Raw genomic sequence first — 15,000 nt, forward strand, 5'->3', positions numbered from 1 at the left:
GGTGAGGGACTGAGGGGGGAGGGCAACGGCTCCAAGGCTAAGGCTGAACTCCGCAGGCTCAGGGGGATCTCATTCACCGCCTGGAGGATTGCCCGCCATTCCCATTCCTCCGCCTGTTGTAGGTACACCTGGCTAGCGGTAGACAGGATGGCCGGATTGGCAAAGGGGAGTTGGGCTGCCTGCGATCGCAACACATTGCCCTGATGCAACAGTCGCTGGAGTGTTTGGTCAATTTCCTGGTTCGCGGTGGCATTGGCCATCAGGACCGGAGCCGTGGCCAGACGGGCCTCCTTCCGTTTGGCTTCCGTACTTTCGATATCCTCAATATGGGCATCGTGACGGGCACGCAACGTGATTGGGGCCACCCGACCCACAGTCAGGCGGGGTTGATTGTAAAACCGCTGGCCGATCGCACCCGTTAGGGTGACCACTGCAACCGTCAGGGCCAGCACCGGACGGGCATAATGCCAAACAGACGTTCGCCGCACACCTGGCGTAGGCACACTAACCGGGGGGGAAATATTGAGATCAACGGGATGGGTCATGGCAGTTGCATCCCCAGAAATCGGCTGCACGCTCAGTGGTGTTGTTTGCCACTAAAACAGTTTCCCCCAAATGTGTGCGATTCCAGTGTCCCAATCCTACCTTTTTAAGCGGTGGCCAGAGCGGGATGGTTGCCGCAGCGCTGATCTGGATGCTGGGTCGTACCAGTCGCCTCCATTATAGCCTGTGGGTTAAGGTGTCCGTGGCCAGTGTGGTTTTAGCGTATGCCTAATCCGGCGATTGTCAACCGGGGGCAATCGGGGACTCGATGGCGATGTAGTTGCGCCAGTGACATCCCGCCGGGATGGCACCACCGCTGTTGCGGCATAGGTCCTCTGTTGCGGAAATTGTAACAATCTGGCAACTGGACGATCGCCAAAGCCATACTGACAAAAAGTCTTGCGCGATGCCAGCCATGCCTATTACCCTCTTCCGCGATGCTCGCGACTATCAAATTGCCTTCCTTGCCATGTTTCTGCTGCTCGGCATTGGTAACCGTGACTGGAGTTTACGTCCAGTCTTGATGTTGGTTGTGGTAGCCACCTGCCTGGGTGTGCAGTTAGCCGCAACGCTCATCCCCCCATTGTTGACCGCCCCGGTTACCGCTCCCCGCGCCCTCAATGTACGCAGTCCCCTGATTACCGCCCTCAGCCTGTGTTTGTTACTGCGGGCAGAACACGCCAGCACCTTTATCCTGGCGGGGACCCTAGCTATTTTGAGTAAGTTTTGGCTGCGATCGGCGGACAAGCACTTTTTCAACCCTGCCAATTTTGGGATTATTGCTGCCCTTTTGCTCACCAACGATGCCTGGGTGTCACCGGGGCAGTGGGGCGAAGATGGGTGGTATGCGTTGCTGTTTGCGGGCACGGGTGGCCTGGTTTTGCAGCGGGTGGGGCGTTGGGATACGACCGCAGCGTTTCTTGGCGCCTATGTAGTGTTGGAGGCGGGCCGCAACCTCTGGTTAGGTTGGGAGTGGGACGTGCTGGGCCATCGCCTGATGAGTGGTTCCCTGCTGTTATTTGCCCTGTTTATGATCACCGATCCGCGATCGATTCCCAATGCCCGCCTGGGTCGGATTGTCTGGGCGATCGCGATCGCGCTGCTAACCTTCATTTTGCGTAACCATTTCTTCCTATCGACGGCGGTTTTCTGGGCACTCTTCGCCCTAGCTCCCCTGACCGTCCTGATGGATTCCCTGTGGGTTGCCCCCCGCTTCTCATGGCAGGCAATCGCCCAGCGGGCCATGCGACGCAGCAGACTGATGCCCAGCCTAACTAGCGAACCCTTGCGTTAAACCCAGGAGTTGATCATGAATCTACTGCGTCGTTTGTTGAGTGTGTTGCTCATGGCTGGCCTTGTTTTGGGGATGCCTGCATCCGCATGGGCGTTCTGTGGGTTTTACGTCGCCAAGGCGGATACCAGTCTCTATAACCAGGCGTCCCAGGTGGCGATCGCCCGTAATGGCAATCGGACCGTGATGACGATGGCCAATGACTTCCGGGGGGATGTCAAGGACTTTGCGATCGTAGTGCCCGTGCCCGTGGTACTGCGACCCGAACAAGTCAATGTTGGCAAACCAGAGATATTGGCCCACCTGGATGCCTTCAGTGCGCCGCGACTGGTGGAGTATTTCGACGAAAACCCCTGTGAGTCACGCCGGATTTTTTCCAATGAATTGATGATGTCGGCCCCTGCCGCTGCCCGCGATGAGGCCGATCGCCGCCGGGGCGGGGCGCTGGGGGTCACCGTCGAAGCCCGTTTTAGCGTGGGTGAATATGATATTGAAATCCTCAGTGCCCGTGAGTCGGATGGGTTAGAAACTTGGTTACGGCAAAATGGTTACCGCATTCCCCCAGGGGCCAGCCCTTTACTGCAACCCTACATCCGTCAAGGCTTAAAGTTCTTTGTCGCCAAGGTGAATTTGCAGGAATTTAGCCGCAGCGGTTCCCAGTTCCTGCGACCGTTGATGATGGCCTATGAATCCCCCCGGTTCATGTTACCAATTCGGTTGGGCATGATTAACGCCCAAACGGAGCAGGATCTGATTGTGTACTTGCTCACGCCCAGGGGACGGGTAGAACTGACCAATTACCGCGCCGTGAATATTCCATCCGATGCGGAAATCCCGGTATTTGTGAAAAACGAGTTTCCGGATTTTTATCGATCGCTCTTCCAAACCGCCTACCAACGGGAAAATAAAAAAGTGGCCTTCCTCGAATATGCCTGGGATATGGGCAACTGTGATCCTTGCGCTGCCGAACCCTTAACGCCAGAAGAACTGCGACAGGCGGGCGTATTTTGGTTAACCCCCAATGAACCCAGTCGCGTATTTATTACCCGGCTGCATGTGCGCTATGCCCGCAACACCTTCCCGGAAGACTTAATGTTCCAGGAAACCAGCAATCAGCAACTGTTCCAGGGACGGTATATCCTGCGGCACCCCTATACGGGCGAAATGAACTGCCCCGCCGGTCACCAATACCAACAGGCACTGTCTCAACGCTTGGAGCGGGAAGCCCAAACCCTAGCAAATCTAACGGGCTGGAGTCTCCAGGATATTCGCCGCAAAATCAGCTTCCCGAAACTGGGAACAACGCCGTCCACGCCTTGGTGGCGGACCCTCTGGCCCGATCGTCATTAAAGGTAACCGGGCGCTTGGGCAGGCTCGGTTGGGATTTTAGATTTTAGATTTTAGATTGGGTGGGGTAGGCATCCTGCCTGCCACTCTGACCGGTGAGATGGCTATCCCACGTTCAAGTTGCGATCGACTGAACCCCAATCCTTAGGTATCGCAGGTCACTGTGAACATGGCCTTAGCGCCGCACTTGCCCGGAGAAACCAGATGCCTTGAACTGTTCCAGTTGGAGCGGTGTGGGTTGGTTGGCTGGGACTGAGATGCGCAGTTGAAAGTCACTGGTACCCGGTGGTAGGTAGTCGATCGCGCCTAAACGGTTGCGGTTTTGCATCACTGGGTTACCGTTGGCATCGTAAACCCGACCAAAGATATCCGCGTTGTAGACGGGTTTGCCAGAGGGATTATTGGCCTTACCCGTAATTAGGAAACAATTGGCAGCCGCACCAGACCCGTCACTAGTGACCGCACCGGCCCCGATGGCTTCAGGACAGGCTTCGTAGGTGAGGTCAGAGAGTTGAATTTGGGTAAGGGCTAAGGCCGGGTTGGCACCTAGGGTAGTGATCAGCCACAGCAGGGCAGCGATCAGGCAAACCAGGAGGCTTCGGAGAAACATAGGCAAGTGTGATTACAGGGGCAAGGGACTAGCAGGATTAGGGATGCCCTGTCCACAGCTTACCGTAAACTTACCAATGCACTTGATTGAGAATGACTTGGAGGCGATCGTAGTCATCCTTGAGAATGACACCGAGAAATCGGCCCGCATTCACCAGCCAGGGGCGATCGGCTTGGCGCAGACGATAAACCTCCCGTAATACCGCCGCAATGAGGGCATCCACAGGAGCCGCTGTCAGTTGCAGGAGGGTGCGCAGAAAGTCAAACCGTTCCGTAAAAAGCATGACCTCGGCGGCGGAACAGCCATAGACCGCCTGGTGGATTTGGGGGGGGCGGGGCGGCAAATGGTGGTAGAAATCAGTCGGATTGGGACCGGAGCCATTGTGGTGCAGGGGGGGCAAAAATCCAACAATCACCGCCCGGAATTCCGTCTTGAGCATGGCAAAAATTTGTGGCTGCTGCTCCCGTAATTCTGACAATGACAGACCGAGGGCACGGGCACGGTGAATGGAGTCGATCGGGCTAGTGGTGGCATGGTAGATCACGGCATACACCTGGTTCCCAGACTCCTCATCCAATGCTTTTACCCAACTACCAAAGGGGGGCATCACCGGAAATGCCAGATCCTCCGGTTCGAGACACTGGGCCAGGAATTCCGACGTTGCCGTTTCAATCACCTCGGCAATATGGTTGGGATCGCGGTTTTGAGCCGTAAATTGGGGCAAGGGAATACGCATACCTTCTAAGACAAATTCTGAGACAATTACACACCGAGTTCATTAACAATTACAGGTCGGGTTCATTACCCAGTACCGCCCAGCCATCCCCCTTGTGCAAGATTGCGCACCAAGTCCCCCCAGCCAGGCGATTCTCCCCAACTCCCTAGTGAGGTGCCTCTCTGCCAATCCCTAGGGCTGCAATTGATGGCCACAACTGGCGCAGAAGCGATCGTCCGCTTGCACCGCCGCGCCACATTGGCTACAAAACTGCCGGGAAGCCGCCGCTGGGCTAGGGGAGGGAGACACGATCGGCGGTTCACCCATGCGCATCTCCATGTTGCCCATGCGCATCTCCATCGGGTTGAGGCTCATCTGCATCCCCGTTCCCCCTGCGAGGGGCTGTATCGGTTGCATCGGTTGCATCGGTTGCATGGGCGGCATGGGCGGCATCGGTTGCATGGGCGGCATGGGAGCACTGGGGACTTGCGCAACCTGTTGTACTTGAAGCTGTTGCGCTCCTTGGTGGGCAAAGCCGCCGACTATCATACTCATGCTACTGCCCAGGACTTGAATGTCTTGGTGTCCCTGGGCTGTGCTAATGCGGATCACAAGGCCATCGCCCATCCGAAACAGTTGGGGTGGGTAGGTCCACTGACCCGTCGTGAAGCTATTACTGGCTTGTTGTTGTTGACCGGAACTACTACTCACGATCGTGACCACCGTCTGGTTGCCCTGATTATCCAGGTAAACGCTTCGACCCGCGCTGATCTCGCATCCGTAAGCCATAATAGTCTCCGCGTAAGAGAACGCTACTCCTCTATTGTCGTGGGGATTCCCCGTCAGTTGTTGCGGTTTAGGTACTTTTTAATAGATTCTTCCTAAATGGCCCGATCACCGGGGGAAAGTGGGTGACCCATTCTCGACTCATGCAAAAATTAGCCCGATCGCTGTTTGACGATGGGGCCGAACAGGACCGCTGGCTGGTTGCCCTCACCCAACCCCAAGCGGTACCGTCGGCGATCGCGTGGTGTCAACCCCGACCGGAGTCGATTCCCTTTGCCGTTGCACCGCCCTTAGACTGGCAACCGGCGTTTGTCGATCGCATTGCCGCCGAGAGCCGACCGGGTCAACATCCCCTGCACACCCAGGGAGCCTATTATTGCCTAGATTTCTCCTCCGTGTTTGCCGCCTATCCCGTGCTAACCGTACCGCAACCCGTGAATACGGTCATTGATGTCTGTGCGGCACCGGGCGGGAAAAGTATCCTGGCGGCAGTGGGCTTACAACCCCAAGTGCTGGTCAGTAATGAAACCATTGGCAAACGCTTGGGCATGTTGATCAGTAATTTGCAACGTTGCCAAATACGATCGGCGATCGTGTGTCATCGAGATTCCCAAGTCTTGGCGCAATATTTACCCGCCACGGCTGATGTGGTCATCGTCGATGCACCCTGTACGGGACAGTCCCTACTAGCCAAAGGCGAAGCGGCACCAGGGTGTTTTCATCCCGTCACGATTAATAAAAATGCCAATCGCCAAAAGCGCATCCTGGCCAATGCAGCCCAATTGGTTAAACCGGGGGGCTATTTAGCCTATATGACCTGTGCCTATTCACCGGCTGAAAATGAGCAGGTTTGTGACTGGTTCCTAGCGCGATTCCCCCACTTTTGCCCTTGTGTCGTGCCGCCTTTGGTTGCCTTTCAGTCCCACCTTACGACGATGCCCTGCTATCGACTGTTTCCCCAAAGGGGGCTGGGGGCCGGGGGATTTACGGCCCGATTTCAGCACCAGGGGACGGGGAAGACTCACCGGATCACCGAGGCTGCCTTGGCGGCGATCGGGGTCATTTTTCGTCCTCACGATACCGGGGGACAATCACAGACGACCTCCGCAGCGGAGGCTTGAAGTACGACGAGCCACTCCTCAATCTCATCCAGCAGACTGCTGACCACTTGCTCAGTCCCAGCAAGGGACAGACAAGGCTTGACAGTACTTTATTAGAGAGGGAACGGCTGTATGCTCACCCCATGTTGAACGGTTCTCTGAACTGGGAAAGCTTGATGTTCCAATGCTACGGGTGCGATCTGCGAGGGTTGCCAGAGGCTCAGGACTTCCAGGAATAGCGCCGCTATGATACATTCGGTACTCACCGTTGAGTATCGGGTTGATCAGGGTACAGATAGGCTCTGCCCCTTGATCGTTCAATAGCTTGACACTGGGAGAAACACGCTTGACTCACCGGAAGCGTCGGTAGGACTGACTTTATACTAGCCCGCAAACCAGACCCAGCCATGTCTGCCCGTTCGCGTCGCCTCTTCACAGGAGCATCGCGTCGCCTCTTCACAGGTCAATCACCCCGCCCCGCCCTTGGCCTTGCGATTTTCAGTAGCCTGAGTCTTGGCTTCACCCAACCCAGTCAAGCCGCTACCCCCACCTCCCTTTGTCCCCGTGACCTGGAGGCCGCGATCGCGGCTATCACCGATCGCCCGGAGTTTACGCGATCGCGGTGGGGCATCCTCGTACAATCCTTGGCAACCGCGACGGAGCCACCCCATACCCTGTATCAACGGGATGCTGAGCATTACTTTATCCCGGCATCCAATGCCAAACTCCTCAGCACTGCGGCTGCTTTGCACCGTCTCGGCCCCCAGTTCCGGATTCGCACGACGGTTTACCAGGTGCCTAATCCTGATGCAACGGTCTTGCAGATTGTCGGACGGGCCGATCCCAGTTTGACGGAGGCGGGATTGACCTCGCTGGCCCAGCAGCTAAAAAGGGCAGGGATGCGTCAGATCGATCGCCTGATCCTGGATGAATCCTATCTGGGAGGAACGTTTGTCAATCCCAATTGGGAATGGGAGGATATCCAGGCGGGCTATGGCGCGCCCCTGAATAGCCTGATCGTTAACCAAAACGCAATTCCCTTACAGTTAGTGCCCCAGCGTCTCGGTGAACCCTTGGGGATTGTCTGGGAAGATGCGATCGCAGCCCAAACCTGGCAGGTGGAGAACCGGTCTCTAACCGTTGCCCCCGGCGCCCCCGAATTTGTCAAGGTTGGTCGTGATCTCAGTCGTCCTCTTGCGAAGATTGCGGGGCATCTGCGGGTGGGTTCGGAGCCGGAACCAGTCGCGATCGCCGTGGTGGACCCCATTGAACACTTTGGTCAACGTTGGCAACCGATTTTACAAGCACAGGGAATTGGGGTTAAGGAGATTGCCGTTACGACGACCCCTATGCCATCTGGCGCGATCGCCCGTGCCACTTGGCAGTCAGCCCCCCTCGCGGAACTGTTACAGGAAACCAATCAATACAGTAATAACTTCTACGCTGAAGCCCTCCTCGCGATCCTGGGCCGGATGAGTACGCCCGTAGCTGCCGACCGATCGCCCACGGAGGCGGGGCTGGCAGTGATGGCCACCACCCTTAGCCAACTTGGCATTAATCACCAAGGGTATGCGCTGGCCGATGGCTCAGGGCTTTCCCGACACAATCTGGCAACGCCGGCGGTCCTCGTGCAAACCCTACAAACCCTGGCGCGATCGCCCCACGCGGTGACCTATCGAGATTCCTTAGCCGTGATGGGTGAAACTGGCACCCTCAGGCGACGCTTAGCCTCTGCAACCCTACCCCCCATTCAAGCCAAATCGGGGGCTATGCAAGGGGTGGCCAGCCTATCGGGCTATCTGGAGCGTCCCGATGCGTCCCCCCTAGTGTTCAGTATCTTAATCAATCAATCCACCGCTGCCCACGGGACACTTACGCAGACAATCGATGAGATTGTGCAGGTGCTTACCCGGCTGCGATCGTGTCCAGAAACGAATCAGGGGCTTGGGAACGCATCCTTCAAGGCCGCCCGCGCCGACAGGTGATTACGGGTCGTCGTCAGAATCTCCAGTTCCCGTTCCAAGCGGCTAGCGGTATCCTGCATTTCGAGTAAGGCTTGTTGTTCCGGTACAACGCGGTAGAGGTTACTGGCCACCCAGTAGGAAAGCTCGATCGGCAAGTCCGGCACTTCTTCTGGGAAATCGATTTCCTGACCCGTGAGCTTATTCGAGAGATAGAACACTTCCCGGAGGGATTGGCGAACTTCCTGGGCCAAGGGCCGCAGATCTTTTGTGGGGGGATGATCTTCGATCCATTCCACCAAGCCGACCCGATAGGGTTTCTCGCGGGTATATTCCAACACTCGAAAGCGTTGCTGACCGAGGGTAATCATTTTCAGCCGATCGTCCGGTAACCTTTGGTATTGCAAGATCTCAGCGCAACAGCCCACGCTGACGGGTTCTCCCCGGACCGGATCGAACATCACCACCCCGAAGCGGCGATCGCCCTCCAGGATGGTGTTCATCATAATGCGATATCGAAATTCAAAAATATGTAGCGGTAAAGGTCTGCCTGGAAAAAGGACAACTTCCGGCAGGGGGAAAATCGGGAGTTCGCGCACAGCGATCGATGAAAAAGAGGTCATTGTAAAACTCAAACCTGCTTTCAGTCTAGCTTACTAAGTGACATCCCAGAAGCCCTTGCTCAATAGGACAGGTTAAGTCGCGAACCCCACAGACACAAAGCACACCGAGCATAAAACCCTTCGCGTCCCTTTGTGCCCTTCGTGTCTTAGTGGTTCAGTTCAATATCTATAAATAATGACTAAAGCTTAACCTCAATATCAACCCCAGCCGGTAAATCGAGCTTCATCAACGCATCGATCGTCTTCGGCGACGGTTGATAAATATCAATAATCCGACGATGCGTCCGGGTTTCAAAATGCTCCCGTGAATCCTTATCCACATGGGGCGATCGCAATAAACAATAAATGCGTCGCTTAGTCGGCAGCGGGATCGGCCCGATCGCCGTCGCTTGGGTGCGATTCGCCGTATCCACAATCTTTTCGCAGGACGTATCGAGCAGGCGGCGATCGAACGCTTTCAGGCGAATCCGAATTTTTTGCTGTTGCAGAGTAGCCATAGTTAGTTGAAATCTTGATTAGCGAGCGTGTTCAATTGTCAAGGTGCAGCCAGGGGTCAGACCGTCACTCACCGTCAACCCAGCGATCGACAAGGGAGAGCAGCCCGCCATTCCTGACCGACTGCTACCCCCCATTATTCAGTGCTGGGACGCACTAGGGAACTATTCCAGAATCTTAGAGACGACCCCAGAACCCACGGTACGCCCACCTTCCCGAATCGCAAACCGCATTTGTTGCTCGATCGCGATCGGCTTGATCAGTTCCACCGTCATCTTAATCCGGTCACCGGGCATGACCATTTCAGGTGCGCCGCCTTCGTCATCGGTGAAGTCCGCAATGGTACCCGTTACGTCGGTGGTCCGTACATAGAACTGGGGCCGATAGCCCTTGAAGAACGGGGTTTTCCGACCGCCCTCGGAATCCTTGAGGACATACACTTCCGCCTCAAACTTGGTGTGGGGCGTGATCGAACCGGGCTTGGCAATAACCATCCCGCGCTCAATGTCATCCTTCTTGAGACCGCGCAGCAGCAGACCCACGTTATCCCCAGCCATCCCTTCATCCAGGGTCTTCTGGAACATTTCCACCCCGGTCACAGTGGTGTCACGGGTTTCGCGAATACCCACGATCGACACAGTGTCACCAATGTGGACCTTACCGCGCTCAATCCGACCCGTCGCCACTGTCCCCCGACCCGAGATCGAGAACACGTCTTCAACCGCCATCAGGAAGGGCTTGTCCACATCGCGCTCCGGCGTGGGGATGTAGCTGTCCACCGCATCCATCAGGTCATAGATCTTGTCAACCCAGGGATCATCGCCTTTCTTGATCGATGGATTAGCCGTCAGGGCCTCCAGCGCCTTCAGGGCCGAACCGCGAATGATGGGGATATTGTCGCCGTCAAAGTCGTAGCTGGAAAGCAGCTCCCGCACTTCCAGTTCCACCAATTCCACCAGTTCCTCTTCCCCTTCCATCTGGTCTTCCTTGTTCAGGAACACTACCAGGTTGGGCACCCCGACCTGACGGGCCAGCAGAATGTGTTCACGGGTTTGGGGTTCGGGACCGTCGGCAGCCGACACCAGCAGGATCGCCCCGTCCATTTGGGCCGCCCCGGTGATCATATTCTTCACATAGTCAGCGTGACCCGGGCAATCCACGTGGGCGTAGTGGCGGGAGTCGGTTTCATACTCCACGTGGGCCGTGTTGATCGTGATCCCACGGGCCTTTTCCTCAGGGGCCGCGTCGATCTCATCATACTTACGGGCCTTCGCCTTACCCAAGGCCGACAGCGTCATCGTAATTGCTGCCGTCAATGTGGTTTTCCCGTGGTCAACGTGACCGATCGTGCCAATGTTGACGTGGGGTTTAGTCCGTTCAAACTTTGCGCGTGCCATGAATTAACATTCCTCTCTGGTGATTTATGCGTTCCCTTTGCTTTTAGCGATGATCGCTTCAGCCACATTCCGTGGAACTTCAGCATAGTGGCTGAATTCCATCGAAAAAATACCCCGGCCCTGGGTCATTGAACGAATGTCGGTTGCGTAACCAAACATCTCGGCGAGGGGGACTTTCGCGCTAACCTTCGCGATTCCGTCTTCCGATCCCATGCCCTCAACTTGGCCGCGACGGGAGTTCAAGTCACCAATGACATCGCCCAGGAAGTTTTCGGGGACTTCAACTTCCACCTTCATCGTCGGTTCAAGGAGGACGGGGGACGCCTTCATCACGGCATCCTTAATCGCCATTGAGCCAGCAATCTTGAAGGCCATTTCGGAGGAGTCTACTTCGTGGTAAGACCCATCTACCAGCGTTGCTTTCAGGTCGATCACTGGATACCCAGCTAGAATACCAGATTCGCAGGCTTCCTTCATGCCCTGTTCCGCTGCGGGCACGTATTCCTTGGGAATCGCCCCCCCAACAATCTTGGACACAAATTCAAAGCCACTCCCAGGCTCACCGGGGGACAGTTCGATCACGACGTGACCGTATTGACCCTTACCGCCCGACTGCCGCACAAATTTACCTTCGGTCCGCACGCTCTTGCGCACGGTTTCCCGATAGGCCACTTGGGGCGCACCCACATTGGCTTCCACCTTAAATTCCCGCATCATACGATCGACAAGAATTTCCAAGTGCAACTCACCCATGCCCGCGATCACGGTCTGGTTGGTTTCCGGATCGATGCTGACGCGGAAGGTGGGATCTTCTTCCGACAAGGACTGGAGCGCTTTGGAGAGCTTCTCCATATCTTGCTTGGTCTTGGGTTCCACCGCGACGGAAATCACGGGTTCGGGGATGAATAACGACTCCAGGATCACCGGGCTGTCTTCCTGGCAGATCGTGTCGCCCGTAAAGGTATCCTTCAGACCCAAGGCGGCCCCCAAATCGCCCGCCCGCAGTTCATCGACTTCGATGCGATCGTCAGCCTTGAGCACGATCAAACGCGAAATGCGTTCCTTCTTGCCCTTGGTGGCGTTCAACACATAGCTACCCTTTTGTAGGACACCGGAGTAAACCCGAATGAAGGTCAGCCGCCCGTAGGGATCGGCCATAATCTTAAAGGCCAAGGCTGATAGGGGTTCGTTGTCGTCGGCGCGACGCTCTGCGGCATCACCATTGGGAAGGGTACCCTGAATAGGCGGCACATCCAACGGGGAGGGCAGGTAGTCAATGACGGCATCCAGAAGCCGTTGAACGCCCTTATTCTTAAAGGCGGAGCCACAGAGAACTGGCACGATCGTGCCCGCGATCGTCCCCTTACGCAGGGCGGCCTTGATCTCTTCGAGACTGATTTCCTCTTCGCCGAGGTACTTCTCCATCAGATCGTCATCGGCTTCGGCGACGGCTTCGATCAGCTTGACCCGGTACTCGTCCGCCAGTTCCTGCATATCCGCCGGGATATCGGTTTCCTGGATATCTGTGCCAACATCATTGGTGTAGATGTAGGCCCGCATTTGGACCAAATCGATGAGGCCCTGAAAGTCACTTTCCGCCCCGATCGGGAGCTGCACGGCCACCGCATTGGTGCGCAGGCGATCGCGCAGTTGGTTATAAACCTTGTAGAAATTGGCCCCGGTGCGATCCATCTTGTTGACAAAGGCAATTCGGGGAACTTTGTAGCGATCGGCTTGCCGCCACACGGTTTCCGATTGGGGTTGAACACCCCCCACGGAACAAAAGACGGCAATCACCCCATCCAATACCCGCATCGATCGCTCGACTTCGATCGTGAAGTCCACGTGACCGGGGGTATCAATAATGTTGATCTGGTGATCTAACCAGCTTGTACTGATAGCGGCAGCCGTGATCGTAATGCCGCGTTCTCGTTCTTGGGCCATCCAGTCGGTGACGGCGGTCCCATCATGGACCTCGCCCATTTTGTGGACCACACCGGAATAGAACAAGATACGCTCGGTCGTTGTTGTTTTGCCCGCATCAATATGGGCCGCAATGCCAATATTGCGGATGCGTTCAAGCGGGACTGTCCTAGCCACAGCTACCTCCTATCACTCTGCCGTCAATCATGAATCGTACTACTTTGTTAAAATTCTATACAATTTTCTGACACAGTTGTTATGAGCAACCTTAAGGTTACTCGCCTCGCTGCCTGTCCGTTGAGAAGGGCTGAGGGTGTGCCCCTCTCCTATCCCAAACCGCACCAGTTTCACCCCACGGCTGGGAACTGGCTGGTTTGTACAGAATGCTGCTTTTCCCCGGTCCGTTAGTAGCGGTAGTGGGCAAATGCCTTGTTGGCTTCCGCCATCCGGTGGGTTTCCTCCCGCTTCCGAATGGCACTGCCGGTTTCATTCGCGGCATCCATCAGTTCATTGGCTAGCTTAGCCGCCATCGATTTGCCCGATCGTTGCCGTGCAAAGTGGATCAACCAACGCAGGGCCAAGGCCGTGCCCCGATCGGACCGCACTTCCATCGGCACCTGGTAGGTTGCCCCGCCGACCCGTCGGGCCTTCACCTCCACCAGAGGTGTGGCATTCCGCACGGCTGTTTCAAATGTCTCCAGCGGATCATTTCCCGTCCGCTGCTCAACTGTTTTGAGCGCATCGTACACAATGCGAGAGGCCAGCGATTTCTTGCCACTTCCCATGATGCGCTGAACCATCATGCTGACCAAACGGCTATTGTAAACCGGGTCAGGAATTGTTGAACGTTTTTGAGCAACACCGCGACGCGACATGATCTGTTAGAACCTTTCTTGAGATCTTTGTAAGAGTCTGGAAATAATCTGGGAATCGTCTGACCATCCACCTTCAAAACAGTGTCCAAAGTGCGGTAGCTAAGTCAATCACCCACTAGCTTTTGGGGTAGCACGCTTAGCCTCTGACCCAAACAGGCTCGCCCTGTGCCCTCGGCAGCACTTTGGAACGGCTGACTATGCCTTGGGACGCTTGGCCCCATACTTGGAACGCCCCTGCCGCCGATCTTTCACGCCAGCCGTATCCAGCGTTCCTCGGATGATGTGGTAACGTACACCGGGTAAATCCTTTACCCGTCCGCCCCGAATCATGACGACCGAGTGCTCTTGCAGGTTGTGGCCAATCCCAGGGATGTAGGCCGTGACCTCAAAGCCAGAGGTCAGGCGCACCCGCGCCACCTTCCGCAGGGCCGAGTTAGGCTTTTTCGGCGTGGTGGTATAGACTCTGGTACAAACCCCCCGGCGCTGTGGGCAGCTCTTAAGGGCAGGGGATTTGGTCTTTTTCTTCGCTTTTTGGCGTTCTGAGCGAATGAGTTGTTGAATCGTGGGCATGGGGCGATCGAGCCTGATCTAGGACAAACTAAAATTTTTCAACAGTCTCTTAGTATATGAAGGACGTGTAACCTGTGTCAATTTTTTTGTTAAGTCTTGTGCGGAGGTGAGACCTGGGGTAAGGCGGGGGCGATCGCCGCACAGGGGGAAGGACATTGAGTTGGGGGACTGGCGCGATCAGCGCGGGCACCTCAAGACGCGGCAATCCATAGGCTATGGTTAGAGGTGAAGTTACGGATTAATCAGTCAGGTTTGAGGTTGGGGTGAGGTGATGCTGTTGACAACGACGGATATTATTCAGGGTGCGATCGTCGAGAGCTACCTGGGCGTGGTGACAGCGGAGGTCGTCTATGGGACCAATGCCTTTCGGGACTTTTTTGCCGGAATTCGGGATTTTGTTGGCGGTCGCACGGCCAGCTATGAACAGGTGTTTAAGCGGGGGCAGCAGGAAGCCCTAGAGGAGTTGAGTCGCCGAGCGGAGCGGCTAGGCGCGAATGCAGTGATTGGGATTCAGATGGATACGGGCACCGTGTCGGTGGATAAATCGGGGTCATTGCTACTGATCACGGCCTCCGGAACAGCCATTCGTTTGCAGGAAACTGAAAAGGGATGGTCCCAATAACGTGAGCAACGTTAGTAGTTAGTAATTAGTAGTTAGTAGTTAGTAGTTAGTAGTTAGTAGTTAGTAATTAGTAGTTAGTAGTTAGTAGTTAGTAGTTAGTAGTTAGTAATTAGTAGTTAGTAGTTAGTAGTTAGTAGTAACG

The 15,000-nt window shown here is 55.7% G+C and carries 15 protein-coding genes and 1 pseudogene; 5 read left to right on the forward strand and 11 right to left on the reverse strand.

What is annotated here, in order from left to right; genetic code table 11:
* Together ACWIUF_RS16885 and ACWIUF_RS16890 are read right to left on the reverse strand one after the other, a co-directional pair.
* Window positions 1–545, reverse strand: a pseudogene (locus tag ACWIUF_RS16885) (hypothetical protein); the annotation flags it as partial.
* 241 nt (window positions 546–786) lie between these two features.
* The gene (locus ACWIUF_RS16890; protein WP_448573693.1) at window positions 787–960 is read right to left on the reverse strand and encodes a hypothetical protein; all 174 of its coding nucleotides are present in this window, start codon (window positions 958–960) and stop codon (window positions 787–789) included.
* Between ACWIUF_RS16890 and ACWIUF_RS16895 the strand changes: the two genes are divergently transcribed.
* Both ACWIUF_RS16895 and ACWIUF_RS16900 read left to right on the forward strand, forming a co-directional pair.
* Complete coding sequence (locus ACWIUF_RS16895) at window positions 959–1,837, forward strand: RnfABCDGE type electron transport complex subunit D (RefSeq protein WP_448573694.1); 879 nt, start codon at window positions 959–961, stop codon at window positions 1,835–1,837. The genes ACWIUF_RS16890 and ACWIUF_RS16895 overlap by 2 nt on opposite strands.
* Before the next feature lie 15 nt (window positions 1,838–1,852).
* Window positions 1,853–3,184 carry a DUF2330 domain-containing protein gene (locus ACWIUF_RS16900; protein ID WP_448573695.1) on the forward strand — a complete coding sequence of 444 codons (1,332 nt, stop codon included), beginning with the start codon at window positions 1,853–1,855 and terminating at the stop codon, window positions 3,182–3,184.
* Between the two features lie 172 nt (window positions 3,185–3,356).
* Here ACWIUF_RS16900 and ACWIUF_RS16905 read toward each other — a convergent pair whose 3' ends face one another.
* The 3 genes from ACWIUF_RS16905 to ACWIUF_RS16915 form a co-directional block, all read right to left on the reverse strand.
* Complete coding sequence (locus ACWIUF_RS16905) at window positions 3,357–3,791, reverse strand: hypothetical protein (RefSeq protein ID WP_448573696.1); 435 nt, start codon at window positions 3,789–3,791, stop codon at window positions 3,357–3,359.
* 70 nt (window positions 3,792–3,861) lie between these two features.
* Window positions 3,862–4,527: an HAS-barrel domain-containing protein gene (locus ACWIUF_RS16910; protein WP_448573697.1), complete on the reverse strand. Its 666-nt coding sequence runs from the start codon at window positions 4,525–4,527 to the stop codon at window positions 3,862–3,864.
* A gap of 171 nt (window positions 4,528–4,698) precedes the next feature.
* Window positions 4,699–5,295, reverse strand: coding sequence for a zinc ribbon domain-containing protein (locus ACWIUF_RS16915; protein ID WP_448573698.1), 597 nt, complete (start codon window positions 5,293–5,295; stop codon window positions 4,699–4,701).
* A 122-nt stretch (window positions 5,296–5,417) separates the two neighbouring features.
* Between ACWIUF_RS16915 and ACWIUF_RS16920 the strand changes: the two genes are divergently transcribed.
* Both ACWIUF_RS16920 and dacB read left to right on the forward strand, forming a co-directional pair.
* On the forward strand, window positions 5,418–6,413 hold the full coding sequence (locus ACWIUF_RS16920; protein WP_448573699.1) for an RsmB/NOP family class I SAM-dependent RNA methyltransferase: 996 nt from the start codon (window positions 5,418–5,420) through the stop codon (window positions 6,411–6,413).
* Window positions 6,414–6,799: 386 nt separating this feature from the next.
* Window positions 6,800–8,377 (forward strand): D-alanyl-D-alanine carboxypeptidase/D-alanyl-D-alanine endopeptidase, encoded by a 1,578-nt coding sequence (gene dacB / locus ACWIUF_RS16925; RefSeq protein WP_448573700.1) that lies wholly within the window; start codon window positions 6,800–6,802, stop codon window positions 8,375–8,377.
* On the opposite strand, the gene ACWIUF_RS16930 is transcribed toward dacB, so the two are convergent.
* From ACWIUF_RS16930 to rpsL, 6 genes are all read right to left on the reverse strand, one after another.
* A complete protein-coding gene (locus tag ACWIUF_RS16930; protein WP_448573701.1) occupies window positions 8,329–8,976 on the reverse strand; it encodes an LON peptidase substrate-binding domain-containing protein in 648 nt (215 codons plus the stop codon). The genes dacB and ACWIUF_RS16930 overlap by 49 nt on opposite strands.
* Window positions 8,977–9,155: 179 nt before the next feature.
* A complete protein-coding gene (gene rpsJ / locus ACWIUF_RS16935; RefSeq protein ID WP_282560896.1) occupies window positions 9,156–9,473 on the reverse strand; it encodes a 30S ribosomal protein S10 in 318 nt (105 codons plus the stop codon).
* 162 nt (window positions 9,474–9,635) lie between these two features.
* Complete coding sequence (tuf, locus tag ACWIUF_RS16940; protein ID WP_448573702.1) at window positions 9,636–10,868, reverse strand: elongation factor Tu; 1,233 nt, start codon at window positions 10,866–10,868, stop codon at window positions 9,636–9,638.
* 24 nt (window positions 10,869–10,892) lie between these two features.
* On the reverse strand, window positions 10,893–12,968 hold the full coding sequence (gene fusA, locus ACWIUF_RS16945; RefSeq protein ID WP_448573703.1) for an elongation factor G: 2,076 nt from the start codon (window positions 12,966–12,968) through the stop codon (window positions 10,893–10,895).
* Window positions 12,969–13,195: 227 nt separating this feature from the next.
* The gene (gene rpsG, locus ACWIUF_RS16950; protein ID WP_448560957.1) at window positions 13,196–13,666 is read right to left on the reverse strand and encodes a 30S ribosomal protein S7; all 471 of its coding nucleotides are present in this window, start codon (window positions 13,664–13,666) and stop codon (window positions 13,196–13,198) included.
* 195 nt (window positions 13,667–13,861) lie between these two features.
* A complete protein-coding gene (rpsL, locus tag ACWIUF_RS16955; RefSeq protein ID WP_015172866.1) occupies window positions 13,862–14,236 on the reverse strand; it encodes a 30S ribosomal protein S12 in 375 nt (124 codons plus the stop codon).
* Between the two features lie 271 nt (window positions 14,237–14,507).
* Between rpsL and ACWIUF_RS16960 the strand changes: the two genes are divergently transcribed.
* Window positions 14,508–14,858, forward strand: a complete 351-nt coding sequence (locus ACWIUF_RS16960; RefSeq protein WP_448573704.1) for a YbjQ family protein — start codon at window positions 14,508–14,510, stop codon at window positions 14,856–14,858.
* The last annotated feature ends 142 nt before the right edge of the window (window positions 14,859–15,000 follow it).

Source organism: Trichothermofontia sp., from assembly GCF_053493415.1.